19 protein-coding genes are annotated in these 16274 nt (G+C 57.9%); all 19 read left to right on the top strand.

Annotation, left to right across the window (positions count from 1 at the left end; translation table 11 throughout):
* Positions 1-11: 11 nt before the first annotated feature.
* Positions 12-563 carry a hypothetical protein gene (locus HPDFL43_RS03400; RefSeq protein ID WP_007195844.1) on the top strand — a complete coding sequence of 184 codons (552 nt, stop codon included), beginning with the start codon at positions 12-14 and terminating at the stop codon, positions 561-563.
* A 137-nt stretch (positions 564-700) separates the two neighbouring features.
* Positions 701-1078: a flagellar basal body rod protein FlgB gene (gene flgB / locus HPDFL43_RS03405; protein ID WP_007195845.1), complete on the top strand. Its 378-nt coding sequence runs from the start codon at positions 701-703 to the stop codon at positions 1076-1078.
* Positions 1075-1503: a flagellar basal body rod protein FlgC gene (flgC, locus tag HPDFL43_RS03410; RefSeq protein WP_007195846.1), complete on the top strand. Its 429-nt coding sequence runs from the start codon at positions 1075-1077 to the stop codon at positions 1501-1503. Before flgB ends, flgC begins: the two co-directional genes overlap by 4 nt.
* Positions 1500-1844, top strand: a complete 345-nt coding sequence (gene fliE / locus HPDFL43_RS03415) for a flagellar hook-basal body complex protein FliE (RefSeq protein WP_007195847.1) — start codon at positions 1500-1502, stop codon at positions 1842-1844. Before flgC ends, fliE begins: the two co-directional genes overlap by 4 nt.
* A 10-nt stretch (positions 1845-1854) precedes the next feature.
* The gene (gene flgG, locus HPDFL43_RS03420) at positions 1855-2643 is read left to right on the top strand and encodes a flagellar basal-body rod protein FlgG (RefSeq protein WP_007195848.1); all 789 of its coding nucleotides are present in this window, start codon (positions 1855-1857) and stop codon (positions 2641-2643) included.
* An 18-nt stretch (positions 2644-2661) separates the two neighbouring features.
* Positions 2662-3144: a flagellar basal body P-ring formation chaperone FlgA gene (gene flgA / locus HPDFL43_RS03425; protein ID WP_007195849.1), complete on the top strand. Its 483-nt coding sequence runs from the start codon at positions 2662-2664 to the stop codon at positions 3142-3144.
* 44 nt (positions 3145-3188) lie between these two features.
* On the top strand, positions 3189-4280 hold the full coding sequence (locus HPDFL43_RS03430) for a flagellar basal body P-ring protein FlgI (RefSeq protein WP_007195850.1): 1092 nt from the start codon (positions 3189-3191) through the stop codon (positions 4278-4280).
* Positions 4277-4804: a MotE family protein gene (locus HPDFL43_RS03435; protein ID WP_007195851.1), complete on the top strand. Its 528-nt coding sequence runs from the start codon at positions 4277-4279 to the stop codon at positions 4802-4804. Before HPDFL43_RS03430 ends, HPDFL43_RS03435 begins: the two co-directional genes overlap by 4 nt.
* The gene (gene flgH / locus HPDFL43_RS03440; protein ID WP_007195852.1) at positions 4801-5520 is read left to right on the top strand and encodes a flagellar basal body L-ring protein FlgH; all 720 of its coding nucleotides are present in this window, start codon (positions 4801-4803) and stop codon (positions 5518-5520) included. The genes HPDFL43_RS03435 and flgH overlap by 4 nt, the downstream gene beginning before the upstream one ends.
* 10 nt (positions 5521-5530) lie before the next feature.
* A complete protein-coding gene (locus HPDFL43_RS03445; RefSeq protein WP_007195853.1) occupies positions 5531-6046 on the top strand; it encodes a flagellar basal body-associated FliL family protein in 516 nt (171 codons plus the stop codon).
* A complete protein-coding gene (gene fliP, locus HPDFL43_RS03450; protein WP_007195854.1) occupies positions 6043-6780 on the top strand; it encodes a flagellar type III secretion system pore protein FliP in 738 nt (245 codons plus the stop codon). The genes HPDFL43_RS03445 and fliP overlap by 4 nt, the downstream gene beginning before the upstream one ends.
* 226 nt (positions 6781-7006) lie before the next feature.
* Positions 7007-7981, top strand: coding sequence for a flagellin N-terminal helical domain-containing protein (locus tag HPDFL43_RS03455; protein WP_007195855.1), 975 nt, complete (start codon positions 7007-7009; stop codon positions 7979-7981).
* A 261-nt stretch (positions 7982-8242) separates the two neighbouring features.
* Positions 8243-9217, top strand: a complete 975-nt coding sequence (locus HPDFL43_RS03460) for a flagellin N-terminal helical domain-containing protein (RefSeq protein ID WP_007195856.1) — start codon at positions 8243-8245, stop codon at positions 9215-9217.
* A gap of 280 nt (positions 9218-9497) precedes the next feature.
* Positions 9498-10475, top strand: a complete 978-nt coding sequence (locus tag HPDFL43_RS03465) for a flagellin N-terminal helical domain-containing protein (RefSeq protein ID WP_040449005.1) — start codon at positions 9498-9500, stop codon at positions 10473-10475.
* A 339-nt stretch (positions 10476-10814) separates the two neighbouring features.
* Positions 10815-11441 carry a hypothetical protein gene (locus HPDFL43_RS03470; protein ID WP_007195858.1) on the top strand — a complete coding sequence of 209 codons (627 nt, stop codon included), beginning with the start codon at positions 10815-10817 and terminating at the stop codon, positions 11439-11441.
* Positions 11438-12673 carry a MotB family protein gene (locus tag HPDFL43_RS03475; protein ID WP_007195859.1) on the top strand — a complete coding sequence of 412 codons (1236 nt, stop codon included), beginning with the start codon at positions 11438-11440 and terminating at the stop codon, positions 12671-12673. Before HPDFL43_RS03470 ends, HPDFL43_RS03475 begins: the two co-directional genes overlap by 4 nt.
* A 3-nt stretch (positions 12674-12676) precedes the next feature.
* A complete protein-coding gene (locus HPDFL43_RS03480) occupies positions 12677-14377 on the top strand; it encodes a chemotaxis protein (protein ID WP_007195860.1) in 1701 nt (566 codons plus the stop codon).
* Positions 14374-15750, top strand: coding sequence for a flagellar hook-length control protein FliK (gene fliK, locus HPDFL43_RS21235; protein WP_156970174.1), 1377 nt, complete (start codon positions 14374-14376; stop codon positions 15748-15750). The genes HPDFL43_RS03480 and fliK overlap by 4 nt, the downstream gene beginning before the upstream one ends.
* Positions 15716-16270, top strand: coding sequence for a transglycosylase SLT domain-containing protein (locus HPDFL43_RS03490; protein WP_425348852.1), 555 nt, complete (start codon positions 15716-15718; stop codon positions 16268-16270). The genes fliK and HPDFL43_RS03490 overlap by 35 nt, the downstream gene beginning before the upstream one ends.
* Positions 16271-16274 lie beyond the last annotated feature (4 nt).

The raw sequence follows: 16274 nt of genomic DNA on the forward strand, positions 1-16274 counted from the left end.
CCGTGCCAGACATGATTGACGGTGAGGATGAACTGAAGTCGGAAGACATCCTCCCCCAGAAGCGTTCTGGTGACATGGTGTTGACCATCGCAGGCTTTGTTCTGGCGACATTTGCCGCCTTGTTCCCCTGGTATGTGTTTTTCAATCAGGAGAGCTTCGGCATTGCACCGATGGCTGGCTATTCCGATACCCGCGACCTTTCCGAAATTCAGGGCCGTCCGGTCGTAAATGCTTCGCCGCTCGCAATCCCCAATGACAACAATGGTCTGGCACAGACTTCAGCATTCGATCCGATCACAACTGCCACGGTTCCCAGCCCGCAAGGCGAGGACATTGGCACAAACGTCTCTGTAGAGTCAGACCCGGATCAAAGCTTTCCCGGCCAGCCTCGTTACCGATTGTTGCATGTTGCCAATGGCCGCGCCCTCATTGAGGACAAGTCCGGCATGTATGTGGTTCGCATCGGATCGGTTTTGCCGGACAATTCCCGCCTCGCCACGCTTGAAGAGCGTGATGGTAATTGGGTGATCGTGACGTCGAACGGAGAGGTCATCACCCGTTGATTTGAGCATCGATCCGGGTCCCGGCGTTGATCTCAGATGCCCCCGGTGCCGATATCAATTGCCGTGCCGGCAGAATTCGTAAGGCACGCACAAGATTGGCCGCATAGCCTCCAGACTTGCACAGGACGGAGTATCTCATGCAACCGATCCAGCTTTTCGAACTGACCTCAAAGCAGGCCCACTGGCTTACGGTACGCCAGAGTGTGGTCGCGGGAAACATCGCCAATGTAAACACGCCCGGCTACACCGCACGGGAAGTGGCTGCGTTCGAGGCTGTCATGCAAGAAACCGGAACGCGAATGGCTGCAACCCATCCCGGGCATATCCAGGAGGATCCGATGCGCGGTGCGGTTCGCAGCGAACGCCAGAATGGCGTCGAGGTGATGCCGTCCGGCAATTCCGTCAATTTGCCCGATGAACTGTCCAAAACCGGGGAGATCAAACGCATGTACGAACTCAATGCCGGAATGGTGAAAGCCTTTCACCGGATGATGCTGTTGACGGTGCGGAAATGACAGTCGTTGATCCGCTGTCGCTCGCTTCGCGCATTGCCTCTTCGGGCCTTGATGTCCAGGAGACGCGGATGCGCATTCTCTCGGAGAACCTGGCCAACTCCCAATCGACCGGCGATACCCCCGGAGCCGATGCCTATCGGCGCAAGACCATCAGTTTTTCCTGGGAGCTCGACCGTTCGATCGGTGCTTCACGAGCCAAGGTCGCCAAAATCGATTTCGATCCTGGTGAATTCAACGTCCAGTATGATCCGGGCAACCCGGCTGCCAACGAAGAAGGTATGGTCAAGTTGCCCAATGTGAACGTGCTTGTAGAGCTCGCCGATATGCGCGAAGCCAACCGCTCCTACGAAGCCAATCTTCAAACCGTCAAGCAGACCCGTGAACTGGTTTCGATGACGCTTGATCTGTTGAGGGCTGGCGGATGATTGATGTGATAACAGGCGCGGGCGCCACATCGCGCCTCGCGGGATCCCGCGAAACCGACGTTGCCAGTTCTGCGGCTATGCCGCAAATGCCTCAGATGCCGTCGGCTATGGGCCCCCAATCATCAGGTTCCTTCAGCGAGGTCATGCAGTCGCTTGGTGTCGGAGCCATGAACAATCTCAAGGCGGCGGAAGCACAGTCACTGGCAGCCGTGCGCGGTGAGGCCGTCACCCGCGATGTTGTGGATGCGGTCATGGCCGGAGAACGCTCACTGCAAACCGCCACCGCCATCCGTGACAAGCTGGTGACCGCTTATCTCGAAATCGCCCGCATGCAAATCTAGGGAGCCCGCCATGAAGGCTTTGGCCATCGCAGCAACTGGCATGAATGCACAGCAGCTCAATCTTGAGGTGATCGCCAACAATGTGGCGAACATCAACACCACCGGCTTCAAACGTGCCCGAGCCGAATTTGCCGACTTGCTCTACCAGGTGGAACGCAATCAGGGCGTCCCCAATGCGTCCAATCAGGCTATTGTGCCGGAGGGAGCACATATCGGGCTCGGCGTGCAGACTTCCGCTGTGCGCAACTTGCACATCCAGGGCAGCCTTGTTGGCACCTCGAACAAGTTTGACCTGGCGCTGGTTGGCCGTGGCTGGTTCCAGATTGAGACCCCGGACGGTGAAACCAACTACACAAGGGCCGGTGCCTTCAACACCAACGCTGACGGCGAGCTGGTCACCATCGATGGCTACACTGTTGTTCCCGGCATTGTGTTTCCGGACGAAGCAAGCGAAGTGGTGATTTCTCGCACCGGACAGGTTTTCGCCCGCATCGGCAATGAGGCTGAGATGCAGGAACTTGGTCAGCTGACGCTTGCCAACTTCGTCAATGAAGCGGGCCTTGAGCCGCTGGGTGACAATCTGTTCCGCGAAACCACCGCGTCGGGGCCCGCCAATGTCGGAGTGCCGGATGATCCAGGCTTTGCTCATATCCAGCAGGGCTATCTTGAGGGTTCCAATGTCGACCCAATCAAGGAAATCACCGATCTGATCTCGGCTCAGCGTGCCTATGAGATGAACTCCAAGATCATCCAGGCTGCTGATGAGATGGCTTCGACCGTTTCCAAAAATCTGAGATAGCGGAGGACAAGGCCAAACATGACGTTTCGCCCTTCATCTCTGATTGTGATGTTGCGCCAGCTCATGCTGCTGCTGGCCGGCCTGCTGCTGCTGACCGCGGCTGCACGGGCCGATCTGGGCACGGCCGTCGTGCCGGAGCGCACGATTTATCCCGGCGAAGAGCTCAGCGCCGAACTTGTCCGCGAGGTGACGGTGACCAACCCGAACCTGCGCGGCGGCTACGTCACCACCACCACCGGAGTGCTCGGCAAGGTAACGACCCGAACCCTGCTTCCCGGACGCACAATCCCGGCGGGCGTGTTGCGCGATGCCTGGGCGGTTGAACGCGGAACCACGGTGGAGCTGGTGTTTTCAGGCAAGGGTCTGACCATCACAGCGGCAGGGACACCGCTGCAAAATGGAGCAGTCGGCGATTTCATTCGGGTTCGCAACATCGAATCCGGTGTCACCGTTTCGGGCACGGTCATGGCTGACGGCACAATCCAGGTCGCGCCAAAATGACTCACGCTCCTTCAAGGTTTGCCGCAGCTTGCTTTGCCCTCCTGATGGTCTTCGGTCCGGGGGGTGGTTTTGGTTTCGTGCAGCAATCCGCCGCCGCATCGCGGATCAAGGATATCGCCTCACTCCAGGCGGCGCGCGACAACCAGCTGATCGGCTATGGTCTGGTCGTGGGCCTTCAGGGCACCGGCGATGGCTTGCGCAATTCACCATTCACCGAACAGTCATTGCGCGCCATGCTGCAGAATCTGGGTATTTCGACCGAGGGTGGAGCAACCCGTGCAAACAATGTCGCTGCCGTGATTGTGACGGCAAACCTGCCGCCTTTCGCGTCCATCGGCTCCCGTGTTGATGTCACGGTGTCCTCGCTGGGTGATGCAACATCTCTGCGCGGCGGCACCCTGGTGATGACGTCTCTGTCGGGTGCCGATGGCCAGATCTACGCTGTGGCCCAGGGCTCGGTCATCGTTTCGGGCATTCAGGCACAAGGCGATGCTGCAACGCTCCAGCAGGGCATTGCAACATCCGGCAGACTGCCCGGGGGCGCCATTATCGAACGGGAAATTCCAACCAGTTTCAAGAGTGTGGGCGGTCTTGTCTATCAGTTGCGCAATCCTGACTTCTCCACTGCCGTTGGCATGGCCGATGTCATCAATGCCTATGCCGAGGCCCGTTATGATGGCCCCATCGCCGAAGCACGGGATTCCACCACTGTGGCGGTGCGCAAGCCCGAGCGCGCGGACCTCGCCCGGTTGACCGCCGAGCTTGAGAATCTTGTCGTGGAAACAGACACGCCGGCGCGCGTCGTGGTCAACGAACGGACCGGTACGATCGTCATTGGCAATGATGTCCGTGTCTCAAGGGTTGCCGTCAGTCACGGCACATTGACTGTCCAGATCAACGAAACCCCGACCGTGGTTCAGCCCTCACCCTTTTCGGATGGCGTGACTGCCATCGAACCGCTGACCGACATCACCGCGGGCGTTGATGGCGGCCAGGTTGCCATCATTGACGGACCTGATCTGCGGAGCCTGGTCGCAGGTCTCAATTCGATCGGTGTAACGCCTGACGGTATTATCGCTATCCTGCAGGGCATCAAATCAGCGGGCGCGCTGCATGCCGAACTGGTGCTGCAATGATTGAGCGCAACAAGCAAATGCGGACAAGACCGCTGCTCCGGATTGGCCCTGTGGGTGTGCTGGCCTTGGCCTTGCTTGCGCCGGGCGCTTTGGCTCAACAGGCGCCGGCTCCGACGATGGAAGATGAAATCCGAAGCTTTTGCGGCAACATCGCCGATGCTGCCCGCGATCAGCGCTACCTTATGCAGAAAAAAGAGCTTGAAGAGCTCCAGGCAGGCGTCGACGAGCGGATCGAGCGGCTTGATGAACGCTCGCGGCAATATCGTGACTGGCTCCAGAAGCGCGAAGAGTTCATGCGCGTCGCTGAAACGCAACTTGTCGACATCTACAAGAACATGCGTCCTGATGCCGCCTCCGCTCAGATGGAAATCCTTCCTCCGCAGGTCGCTGCGGCGATTATCATGAAATTGAGCCCCAGGCTCGCCAGTGCGATTCTCAATGAGATGGACTCCGAGAAGGCCGCCGGGCTGACAGGAATGATTGCAAGTGCGGCAGCACCAGACCTGCCCGAGGACCCGTCATGAACAGAGCCGTCGCCATCACCATTCTCGCACTGTCTCTGGGCGGATGCAGCGCACAAACACTCAAGGAAGTTGGCCGGGCGCCTTCGATGAGCCCGGTCGGGGCGGGGCTTGCCTATGGCGAGACCCCGCAAATGGCTGCTTACCCAAAACAGCCGATGCCAAGGTCGCAGGGCTTTTCGCTCTGGGATGACAACAAGTCCAAACTGTTTCAGGATGCCCGTGCGATGAGCGTCGGTGACATCCTCACTGTCGATCTGGCGATCAATGACAAGGCAACCTTTGACAACGCCACCGATCGCAGCCGTCAGAACTCCAGTGGCATCAACGCGGGCTTCAATCTTCCGCTGCTTGAGGGCTTGGGAATTGGCGCTGTGAACGAGGGAGACCTTGAATTCGGCTCCAACACCTCGACCTCGGGGCAGGGCACAACGGAGCGCTCCGAGCAGCTTGAGCTTCGCATCGCCGCAGTTGTCACCGGTATTCTGCCCAATGGGAACCTGGTGATCAGCGGCAGCCAGGAGGTTCGCGTCAATCAGGAACTGCGGATCCTCAATGTTGCAGGCATCGTGCGGCCGCTGGACGTGGATCACAACAACACCGTAGCCTATGACAAGATTGCCGAAGCCCGGGTATCCTATGGTGGCCGCGGCCGGTTGATGGAAGTGCAGCAACCGCCGGTCGGCCAGCAGCTCGTCGACATCTTGTCACCGATCTGACGGGTGAAACATGGCTGACAACGAAGACCAGGAAGAGGAACAGGGCAAGAAAAAGTCCGGCTTGATCGTCACCATCGCAGTTGTGCTGGTGCTGAGCGGTTTGGCTGGTGGTGGTGGTTGGGTCGTCGGTGGGATGATCGCACCGCAAGTTGCCGTGGAAGAGGAAGCAGCCGTTGAGGCTGAGGAGAGTGGTGAAGAGGGCGCCGAAGCCGAAAAAGACGAGGAAGCGGGAAACAAATCCCGGGAAAACGTTCTTCCGCTTGACCCGATTACCACAAACCTGTCGTACCCTTCCGAAAGTTGGATTCGAATCGAAGTGTCGCTGCTGTTTGGGGGTGCCCCGGACCAGGCGCTCGCCGACCAGATCCATCAGGACGTGTTGTCCTATCTGCGCACCGTGTCCCTTCAACAGATTGATGGGCCACGGGGATTTCAGTATTTGCGCGATGATTTGCGTGAACGCGTGAGATTGCGGTCGGAGGGCCGCGTTAATGACATCCTGTTCAGGACCTTTGTGATCGAATGATCCGACTCTTATCGGCCGTTGTCGCCATGATGGTGATTGCAACGGCAGCAAACGCACAAGCACTGGACCCGGGCCTGCTGCAGGCACCGCTGGATGGGTCTGTTGCCAGTTGGATTATCCGGACCTTCGGATTGCTTACGGTGCTTTCGGTCGCACCGGGCATCCTCATCATGGTCACCAGTTTTCCGCGTTTCATCATTGCCTTCGCCATTCTGCGCGCCGGCATGGGCCTGGCAACCACACCTGCCAACATGATCCTGGTCAGCCTGGCTCTGTTCATGACCTTCTATGTCATGGCGCCCACCTTCGACCGCGCCTGGGAAAACGGCGTGACGCCACTGCTTGAGGATCAGATCACCGAAGAAGAGGCGATACAGCTGATAGCTGATCCTTTCCGCGACTTCATGCTGGTCAACACCCGTCCCAAGGATCTTGCCCTGTTTGTGGATCTCGCCACCGAGCGCGGGCAAAGCACCGAAACTGATGGCAAGATCGACATGCGGGTTCTGGTTCCCGCCTTCATGATTTCCGAGATCAGACGTGGCTTTGAAATCGGCTTTCTGGTGGTCCTGCCATTCCTGGTGATCGACCTGGTGGTTGCCACAATCACCATGGCGATGGGCATGATGATGCTCCCGCCAACGGCCATTTCTCTGCCGTTCAAGATCCTCTTTTTCGTCCTGATCGACGGTTGGAATCTGCTTGTTGGAAGCCTCGTTCGTTCGTTCGTCTGACGGCCATTAAGAGTTGATTAACCCTATATAAAATAACGATAAATCGCGCTCTCGATTAATTAATTCGAAAGCTCGGAATGGGAAAGTATGGCCAACATGACGGGAAGGAACCCTTATTGAAGCTATGGGTTCCGACAGGCATGAGGCCGAACCGACGTGACCGGTAAATCAATAAGCCCGGTATGTCCCTCCTATTAGTATTTCGTAAAAACAAGGGACAATCCCAATGACAAGCATCATGACCAACTCATCGGCGATGGCTGCGCTGCAGACACTTCGCTCGATCAACAATGACATGGAAAGCACACAGAGCCGCATTTCGTCGGGCTACAAGGTCGGCAGCGCTTCTGACAACTCGGCTTACTGGTCGATCGCAACCACCATGCGTTCGGACAACCAGGCCCTGTCCACCGTTCAGGACGCCCTCGGCCTCGGCGCTGCAAAGGTCGATGTCGCCTATACCGGTATGGAATCGGCGATCGAAGTGGTTTCGGAAATCAAGGCCAAGCTGGTCGCGGCTCGTGAGCCTGGCGTCGACAAGACCAAGATCGATAAGGAAATCACCGAACTCAAGAACCAGCTCGTTTCCGTTGCGGAATCGGCTTCGTTCTCCGGTGAAAACTGGCTCAACAACACCACCACAGCCGCTTCGGGTACGAAGAACGTGGTTGGTGGTTTCAACCGCGACTCCTCTGGCCAGGTAACGATCACCACGCTGGACGTAAATACAACTTCGACCACGCTGATCGGCGCCGGCAATGAAAGCCTCGGTATTCTGACCAAGGACATCGATGCCAACGCGCTGGATCCGGATGCGACCACCACCACCGCACGGGACTACTACCTGATCGACACCGGTTCCACCACCGGTACACAGGCTTCTGGTACGGCCATCTCGCTGACCTCGGCAACCACAGACGCCCAGGTCGAGGATATGATCCGCGCCGTGGACTCTATGTTCACGCAGATGACGGATGCCGCATCGAACCTTGGTGCCGTCAACAAGCGGATCTCGATGCAGGAAGACTTCGTTGCCAATCTCCAGAATGCAATCGACAAGGGCGTTGGCCGATTGGTCGACGCGGATATGAACGAGGAATCGACGCGACTGAAAGCTCTGCAGACACAGCAGCAGCTTGGTATCCAGGCGCTTTCGATCGCCAACTCCAACTCGCAGAACGTGCTGTCGCTGTTCCGTTAAGAACCGCAACAGCCCGGAAAACCGGGTAGAAATGACCAAGACGCCGGGGAGCAATCCCCGGCGTTTTTCTGTTTTGAGACAAAGCTTGCCCCAAACTTGCGGCGATTAAACCTTCAGTAACCATGATCCGTCATTCTGCTTATCAAGAAATGGCGGGTCGCTGTCCGGAAGGAATGACAGTGACGGGCATGATGTCTTGCCGTCGTTGCCGGTGTTTGAGTCCGGTATGTCCCATAGTTTTCTGTCAAAAGGGACACCTCCATGACAAGCATTATGACAAACTCAGCGGCAATGGCCGCACTGCAGACACTACGTTCAATCAACTCCGACATGGAGATGACTCAGAACCGGATCTCCTCCGGCTATCGTGTCGACACCGCGGCCGACAACTCTGCTTATTGGTCGATCGCAACAACCATGCGTTCGGACAACCAGGCGATGTCGACCGTCAAGGACGCACTGGGTCTCGGCGCCGCAAAGGTCGATGTGGCCTACACAGGTATGGAATCGTCCATCGAAGTGGTCTCGGAAATCAAGGCCAAGCTGGTCGCTGCACGTGAGCCAGGTGTTGACAAGACCAAGATCGACAAGGAACTCACCGAACTCAAGAACCAGCTCGTTTCGATCTCGGAATCGGCGTCTTTCTCCGGTGAGAACTGGCTCAACAACACCACCACTGCTGCGGCCGGAACAAAATCCGTGGTTGGCGGCTTCAACCGTGATGTCAACGGATTGGTGAGCATCACCACTCTGGACGTAAACACTTCAACGACCACTCTTATTGGCGCCGCCAGTGAAAATCTCGGCATCCTGACCAAAGACATCGACGCCAACGCACTTGATCCTGACGCAACCACCACGACTGCACGGAACTACTTCCTGATCGACACCGGTGCCACCACTGGTACCGCAGCATCCGGTACTGCTATCGCATTGACTGCGGCCACCACCGATGCACAGGTCGATGATATGATCCGTGCTGTGGACTCGATGTTCACGCAGATGACCGACGCCGCATCCAATCTCGGCGCCGTCAACAAACGGATTTCGATGCAGCAAGACTTCGTGTCCAACCTCATGGATTCGATTGACAGCGGTATCGGCAGATTGGTCGATGCGGACATGAACGAGGAATCGACACGACTAAAAGCACTGCAGACTCAGCAGCAGCTGGGTATCCAGTCGCTCTCGATCGCCAACTCGAACTCGCAGAACATTCTGTCGCTCTTCCGTTAAGAGCGTTACCGACTGGAACCGCCCTGGGGGCGTTTCCCATAAAATCTTACAGGAAGAGGCCGCATCAACACCGATGCGGCCTCTTTTGTTTCCAGATTTTTAGGTCGTTTGCCGATTAAGGGCTTGAGTTAACTCGCCGTTAACCATAAACCTTTAGACCTTAGTTACCAACGGTGAACCGGAACGCATGGGCAATGTCAGCTCCGGTCTGCATGATGCAAGATCACCGTAACCGGAAAAGTGGCCGGTATGTCCCTGGGCAATAGTAGGGGCAGGTTTCATGACCAGCATAATGACCAATACAGCCGCCATGGCGGCTCTGCAGACCCTTCGGACGATAAACTCCGAAATGGAAATGACTCAAGCACGCGTGTCTTCGGGATACCGTGTGGAAAACGCCGGTGACAACGCTGCCTACTGGTCCATCGCCACAACCATGCGATCGGACAACAAGGCAATGTCGACCGTCAAGGATGCACTTGGCCTTGGTGCAGCCAAGGTCGATATTGCCTACACGGCAATGGACAGCTCGATCGATGTTATCTCCGAAATCAAGTCCAAACTTGTCGCGGCCAGAGAACCCGGCGTTGACAAGACAAAGATCGACAAGGAAATCACCGAACTCAAGAACCAGTTGCAGTCGATTTCTGAATCGGCATCGTTCTCCGGTGAGAACTGGCTTAACAACACGTCCACTGCCGCTGCCGGCACCAAATCGGTGGTTGGCGGCTTCAACCGCGATGTCAACGGATTGGTGAGCATCACCACTCTGGATATCAACGTCACCAGCCTCACCATGATCGGCGCCGCCAGTGAAAATCTCGGTATCCTGACCAGAGACGTGGACGCCAATGCGCTTGATCCCGATGCAACAACGACCACCGCTCGAAACTATTATCTGATCGACACCGGTGCCACTACTGGTACCGCTGCCTCGGGTGCAGCAATTGCGCTAACCGCAACCACAACAGATGCCGAAGTCGAAGACATGATCCGTGTTGTCGACTCGATGTTCAGCGATATGACAGACGCCGCCTCTAATCTTGGTGCGATTTCCAAACGCATCGATATGCAAGAGGATTTCGTCGCAAACCTGATGGACTCGATCGACAGTGGTATCGGGCGATTGGTGGATGCCGATATGAACGAGGAATCGACCCGGCTCAAAGCGCTGCAGACGCAGCAGCAGCTCGGCATTCAGTCCTTGTCGATCGCAAACAACAACTCTCAGAACATCCTCGCGCTCTTCCAGCAGTAAGCTGGTGCAGCTCCCTTTCGGGAGCATGCAGCGTGAACATACTCTGCCATGCCGCCGGTCATCGGTCGTGGTGGATCAGCTGGACCGTGCCAAAATTGCCCTTGGTACGGTTCAGCGGCTTTTTGGTCAGGTCTTGTTACGCCCAATCATCATGCGTTCAGTTGCGCTGCGACCGGACAAGCCCGCCACAAATGCGTTCATGCTCACGCAAGTTTTGCTGGCTAGGTTTCCACCGCGCACGACCGCACAAGCCAGTTTGGCGCGGGCGCATCTTCGTTTTCTGAAAGGAAGGATTTTGACCGGGCTTATGCCAGCCAACGCCTCGCATCGGAGACGATCATGACGGCCAGCCTCGCCAGGTTCCTGCCGGACTTCGAATTGCCTGCCATTCGTTCGCTCTCGGGGATGCCGGATGACTCGCTGGCAGGTTCGCCACCGTCACCGGCTGAGCCCGCGGTCGATGTGGATGCGGTTCGAGCCGAAGCCTTTGCAGAAGGCGAGGCTGCTGCACGCGCAGAGCTTGAAGCGCACCACGCAGCCGAACGCGAAGCCGAAGCACAAAGGCACGCTGCCGAAATCGCTGCCTTGCGTGCCGAGATGGAGACCTTGGCCGCGCAATCCATCCCCCAGGCAATCGCAACCCGTAGCGCCGGCATCGCCGAGGCGATCGCTGCCGATGTGGCGGAAATTCTGGTGCCACTGCTGGATGAGACCGTTCGTTCCCTGCTGCTTGAGCGGCTTGCAAATGAAATCCACAGCGTGCTGGCACTGGACAATTCGGGCAAGATCACTGTCTCGGGTCCTGAAGGTCTGGTGACAACGTTGTGCGAAATCCTCGGCGGAGACGCAGAACGGATTTCTGTAAACCACGTTGAACAGTTTGATATTGAGGTGGAAGTCGACCGCACCACATTGGCCACGAGGCTCTCCGATTGGAGCAATGCGCTCAAGGAGAGCTTGGCATGACGGACTCCACCCACCAGGGTAAGAACGAGATCATCATCGTAAAGCGCCGCGGCGGCGGTGGTGATGATGGACATCATGGCGGCGTTTGGAAGATTGCCTATGCGGACTTCATGACCGCAATGATGGCCTTCTTCCTCGTGATGTGGTTGGTCAATGCGTCCAACGAAGAAACCAAGGCGGCGATTGCGAGTTACTTCAATCCGATCAAGTTGATGGATGACAAGCCGGCCGACAAGGGAATCAAGCAGGTCGGCAAGAGTGCGGAAGGTGAAGCCACCGCACCGAAGTCCAAAACCGAGGGGGACGAATCCACCACCGGTCAGGCCGGTGAAGCGGGCTCCCAGAAGAATTCGACAGCTGGCGAGAAGCAGGATTACTCCGAAGCCGATTACTTTGAAAATCCCTATTCCGTGCTGGCAGAGATCGCCCAGGAAACCGGCACCCAGACGAATGTATCGGACAAGGGCGATGGTGGTGCGGCCCAATCCGGCCCTGCCACCGGGGCTTCGGGCGGTGAGGCGTATCGCGATCCCTTTGACCCCGACTTTTGGTCAAAAAGCGTGGAGAAGGACAGCGATACGCTTGAGGAAAGCCAGTCGATGTTCGAGGTGGAGACCTTCGCAAACAACCGCTTGCCGGAGAGCCCTGTCGATAAGGAGCCTCTGCAAGACCCAACCGATGCTGATGGCCCGGCTGGCGATTTGTCCGCACAGATGGCGGGAGACGGGGGGACTGGAGCCTTGACCCCCGAGCAATTGCTCGAGCAGTTGGCCGAGGCCGATGTTCTCAAGGAAGACATCATGAAGGCACTTGGCGGCGCGCTTGGCAAACTGGCTGAAGGACTGGTCGTAGAGCCGGCCGAGGGCGGGTTGCTGGTTTCCATCACGGATCAGCTGGATTTCGGCATGTTCAATGTCGGCTCTGCCGTGCCGGGCCGTGACCTGGTCATCGCGATGGAAAAGATTGGCGAAGTCCTGGCTGAGCGGGATGGTGCAATTGCCATTCGCGGACACACCGATGCCAGGCCGTTCGCATCTGACACGGATGACAACTGGCGGCTTTCGCTGGCCCGCGCCCATTCAGCCTATTACATGCTTGTGCGGGGAGGTTTGTCCGAGGAGCGGATAAGCCAGGTGTCCGGGTTTGCCGATCGGCGCCTCAAGGATCCCGACAATCCGCTTTCCGAGGTCAACCGACGGATCGAAATTCTTGTCGAGGCGGGAGGCAGTTAAACCATGCCGCGCCTTGCCCGCCCGATTGTTGTGAGCTTCGCCGCCTTTGCGGCGATGTTTGCTTTCGCGGCGTCGGCAGAGGAGCCTGCGGCACCACAGCCCCCGCCCACCGGCCAAGACAAGAGGCATACTGCCGACGGGCAGCAAGACCCAGCACCCGGCAGCAGCGACTCCAGAGCTCTGATCTTTGATCCCACGGTCGGGTATCCACCGTTTGTCGACCCGGCAACGACAGCCGGGCAGGCCGCCGATGGCGGTGCCGCACAACCCGATGGTGCGGATGGCCTTGGCGCAGACGGGGTTGAGAATGGAAGCCAGGCTGCTGATCTTCAAGGCGGCGAAAGCAGTGCGCCTTCCGCTGGGGATGCGCAGAGCGTGGGCGTGGAAGCTGCCGCGCCGTCCGGACCAGATGCCGCATCCGGCGCAATGATTGCCAACGAAGCCGTTGATGGAATCAAGGCAAGTGACTTCCCCATGCCCAGCGACCTTGATGGGCTTGAGCCCTACAAGCTTATTCGGTCCCTGCAATACGTGCAGGATGCGGTTGTGCTCGGTGACCATTCCGCCATGGAGATGCAAAGGTTTCTCCTTGGCGTGATCGACAGCCGCTTGCGTGCTGCCGACCAGAGTGTGTTTGACGACCCGCGGAATGTTGACGCGGCATTGATCTACGCTATGAGCGGCGGCAATCCTGAAACGCTCGAAATTCTTGCGCTGCAGGACAAGTTCGGCAATTTCGACAACGAGATAACAACCGTGCTCCGCGCCTATCTAAACGGGCGTGCCGCGAAAACCCAGACCACTTTGGCCGAAGTGGTCGCGATATACCGCGATAGCAGGATCGGTCCCTACCTCACCTTGATCGCCGCAAATGTGACTGCTGCACTGAATGACCCGGCGGCGCTCGAACTGTTTGACTGGGCACGATTGACCGCGCCGGGAACACTGGTTGAGGAGGCAGCGTTGCGTCGCTCGCTGTTCATCGCAGCGGCTCAGAACATGGTTGATGAGGCCCTCGAATATGCGCAGCTCTATGCGCGTCGTTTCATCAACTCGCCGTATGCTGGCCAGTATGCGGATCTGCTGGTGGATCTCGTGGTGCTGAACTACGAAAAGGTCGGCGATGACCAGTTGAACGCGATCCTCACCTTCATGGACCGGCCGCGCAAACGTGAAGTCTATCTTCGTATTGCACGAAAGGCTGTCATCTCCGGCTTGCGCGATCTCGCTGTCTTCGCGTCCGGAAAGGCCGAGGAACTGGCGAGCCCGGAGGACAGGATACCTCTGGCCCTGGCCGACCTTTATGCCGGCATGGCCAAGGTGCCGACCGATGGTGTCGATGCGGTGCTTGAGGAGCTGAACGCCGTTTCGGAACGGCAATTGTCGCCTCGCGACCGCGCTCTGCGGACCGCTGCGCAGATTGTTGCCGCGGAAGTGATACGCAAACCTGACCCCAACAGCCTCACGCAAGCATTCTCGCCCATGTTGAACGAGCCGAATGCTCCGGAGCAAGATGCGGATCTTACCGGTATAGCCGAAGACGAGGGGCAGGTTGAGGTGCCCGAACTGGAGCAGATCGCGGAGATGGATGAAGAGACCCAAGCCGCGGTCAAAGTCTTCGAAGGATATGTCTCGGACAGGAAAAAGACACTCGAACGCATCGACCAGATGCTTGAGGGTATTGCAGAGGATCAAGGATCGTGAGCGCCTTGGATATGATTACGCAGCGTCAGGTTCCTGCCCGGCCGCCGGTCAGGCAGAACGATGCTGGTGCATCTGACGACCGTAGCCCGTCCGATGCCGATCCATTTTCAAAGCTTCTGTCCGGTCAGAACCGCCGGACCGATGAAAAGTCCACTCGCACCGACGCACCCTCAGGCAAGGAACCCGCGAAGGAAGCGGAAGCAACCGGTGAGGAGACCGGGGAGGTTTCTGAAAAGGACGGTTCGGACGACATGCTGGCCTTGCTGGACGGGGTAGTGGCGGCTGCGGCCAATGCCGAAAATTCGTCGGCCGAAGAGAGCAAAACTGACGCCGAAACCGATGCGGATGCGGGCGGAGAGCAGGACGAACAGCTTGATCCCGAGCTTGCTGAAAGCGAGGGTGATACCGAAACGTCTGCCAAGGCTGGTGGCAGTGAACAGGCAGGTGCAGGTGCCGGTGCAGGTGCAGGTGCAGGTGCAGGTGCAGATGCTGCAGTACAAACGAATACGCCTGTGGCCGCGGCAACAACAACAAGCGCCCCGGCGGCGGCGGCCGCTGCCAATGGCACGGCCGCTTCAAACAGACCCGCGGGCAACGAGGCAGCGCAGGATCGCGGCGAGAAGAAGTCTTCGGACACCAAGCAATCCGCGCGTGCAGAGGGTATCGGCACAGAGACCGGACCGGCACGCCGGGAATCCGAAAAGCCCCTCATTCTGGAAACCCGCAATGGCGCTGCTTCGGAAGGCCGTCAGCAGGAAGATCGTCTCGACGGCAAGGTACAAAATGTCGAAGTCGTGGAATCACGCCGCTTTATGGCCACGCAAGCCATGGGCGGCAACGCTCAGATGCTGGCCCGTTCTCTGGCCGACGCCGGACAGAGTGCGCAGCGGGCTCAAAGCGCGGCATCGGCGCAATCGGCTGCAATTCCGGGACAACCGCAGTCGGGGCAAATGGTGCATACGCTCAAGCTTCAGCTCCACCCGATTTCGCTTGGTAGCGTAACCGCAGTTCTCAAACTGTCCGGTGAAGAGCTGACAGTTGATATCAAGGTTCAGACCGCGGAAGCCTATCGCCAACTCAGCGACGACAACCAGGCGATCCTCAAAGCCCTTCGCGGTCAGGGGTTCGGTGTTGAACAGATCAACATTCAGCACGTGGCCGGTCCAGACCGCGGCTCGAACCAGACACAGCAGCAAGCCGGAGCCCAGGGTGGCTTCCAGGATCCCGGTTCTGGTGATGCCCAGGCATCCGGCAAGGAATCCGGTGGCCAGGGTGGCCGCAGTCAGTTTGGCAGTAAGGGTGATGGACAGGGACATGATCAAAAACCTTATTCAACTCCTGATGCTGGCCGTTCTGACGGGGTCTATCTCTAAAGATGCTGCGATTGCGCCTGCCTATGCGTCAGCTGGGGCATGCGAGGCTGAAATTCTTACCGCCGCACGTGTCCATGGCGTTCCGCCCGGAATATTGCATTCCGTCGGCCTGGCCGAGACTGGTCGCAAAGGCTCCCTGCATCCTTACGCTCTCAACATTGAAGGCAGAACAGTGTTCGCAAAAAACCGTGAGCAGGCATTGCAGGAATTCAAGCAAGCCAGATCCGAGGGCAAGCGGTTGATCGATCTGGGCTGCATGCAGATCAATCACCGCTATCACGGTGCTGAATTCTCCTCTGTGGATGCGATGCTCGATCCGCATGCAAATGTTGATTATGCGGCACGCTTTCTGGCCCGTCTTCACGCACGGCATGAAACTTGGACTATGGCGGTCGCGCGTTACCATGCCGGGCCAAACAACAACCCCGCGCAGAAGCGCTACATCTGCAGAGTCATTTCAAACCTCGTTGCAACGGGTCACGGAGCATGGACCGCACCCGCCCGCGCATTCTGCGAATGACACT

This window comes from Hoeflea phototrophica DFL-43 (genome assembly GCF_000154705.2).
Lineage (GTDB): Bacteria > Pseudomonadota > Alphaproteobacteria > Rhizobiales > Rhizobiaceae > Hoeflea > Hoeflea phototrophica.

What these genes read in the sequence shown, in the direction of transcription:
- HPDFL43_RS03480 (WP_007195860.1), top strand. Translation starts at nt 12,677, where the DNA reads ATGCCGCGCCTTGCCCGCCCGATTGTTGTGAGCTTCGCCGCCTTTGCG.
- HPDFL43_RS03470 (WP_007195858.1), top strand. Translation starts at nt 10,815, where the DNA reads ATGACGGCCAGCCTCGCCAGGTTCCTGCCGGACTTCGAATTGCCTGCC.
- HPDFL43_RS03445 (WP_007195853.1), top strand. Translation starts at nt 5,531, where the DNA reads ATGGCTGACAACGAAGACCAGGAAGAGGAACAGGGCAAGAAAAAGTCC.
- HPDFL43_RS03460 (WP_007195856.1), top strand. Translation starts at nt 8,243, where the DNA reads ATGACAAGCATTATGACAAACTCAGCGGCAATGGCCGCACTGCAGACA.
- flgA (WP_007195849.1), top strand. Translation starts at nt 2,662, where the DNA reads ATGACGTTTCGCCCTTCATCTCTGATTGTGATGTTGCGCCAGCTCATG.
- flgH (WP_007195852.1), top strand. Translation starts at nt 4,801, where the DNA reads ATGAACAGAGCCGTCGCCATCACCATTCTCGCACTGTCTCTGGGCGGA.
- HPDFL43_RS03435 (WP_007195851.1), top strand. Translation starts at nt 4,277, where the DNA reads ATGATTGAGCGCAACAAGCAAATGCGGACAAGACCGCTGCTCCGGATT.
- HPDFL43_RS03475 (WP_007195859.1), top strand. Translation starts at nt 11,438, where the DNA reads ATGACGGACTCCACCCACCAGGGTAAGAACGAGATCATCATCGTAAAG.
- HPDFL43_RS03465 (WP_040449005.1), top strand. Translation starts at nt 9,498, where the DNA reads ATGACCAGCATAATGACCAATACAGCCGCCATGGCGGCTCTGCAGACC.
- flgG (WP_007195848.1), top strand. Translation starts at nt 1,855, where the DNA reads ATGAAGGCTTTGGCCATCGCAGCAACTGGCATGAATGCACAGCAGCTC.
- flgC (WP_007195846.1), top strand. Translation starts at nt 1,075, where the DNA reads ATGACAGTCGTTGATCCGCTGTCGCTCGCTTCGCGCATTGCCTCTTCG.
- HPDFL43_RS03455 (WP_007195855.1), top strand. Translation starts at nt 7,007, where the DNA reads ATGACAAGCATCATGACCAACTCATCGGCGATGGCTGCGCTGCAGACA.
- flgB (WP_007195845.1), top strand. Translation starts at nt 701, where the DNA reads ATGCAACCGATCCAGCTTTTCGAACTGACCTCAAAGCAGGCCCACTGG.
- HPDFL43_RS03400 (WP_007195844.1), top strand. Translation starts at nt 12, where the DNA reads ATGATTGACGGTGAGGATGAACTGAAGTCGGAAGACATCCTCCCCCAG.
- fliP (WP_007195854.1), top strand. Translation starts at nt 6,043, where the DNA reads ATGATCCGACTCTTATCGGCCGTTGTCGCCATGATGGTGATTGCAACG.
- HPDFL43_RS03430 (WP_007195850.1), top strand. Translation starts at nt 3,189, where the DNA reads ATGGTCTTCGGTCCGGGGGGTGGTTTTGGTTTCGTGCAGCAATCCGCC.
- fliE (WP_007195847.1), top strand. Translation starts at nt 1,500, where the DNA reads ATGATTGATGTGATAACAGGCGCGGGCGCCACATCGCGCCTCGCGGGA.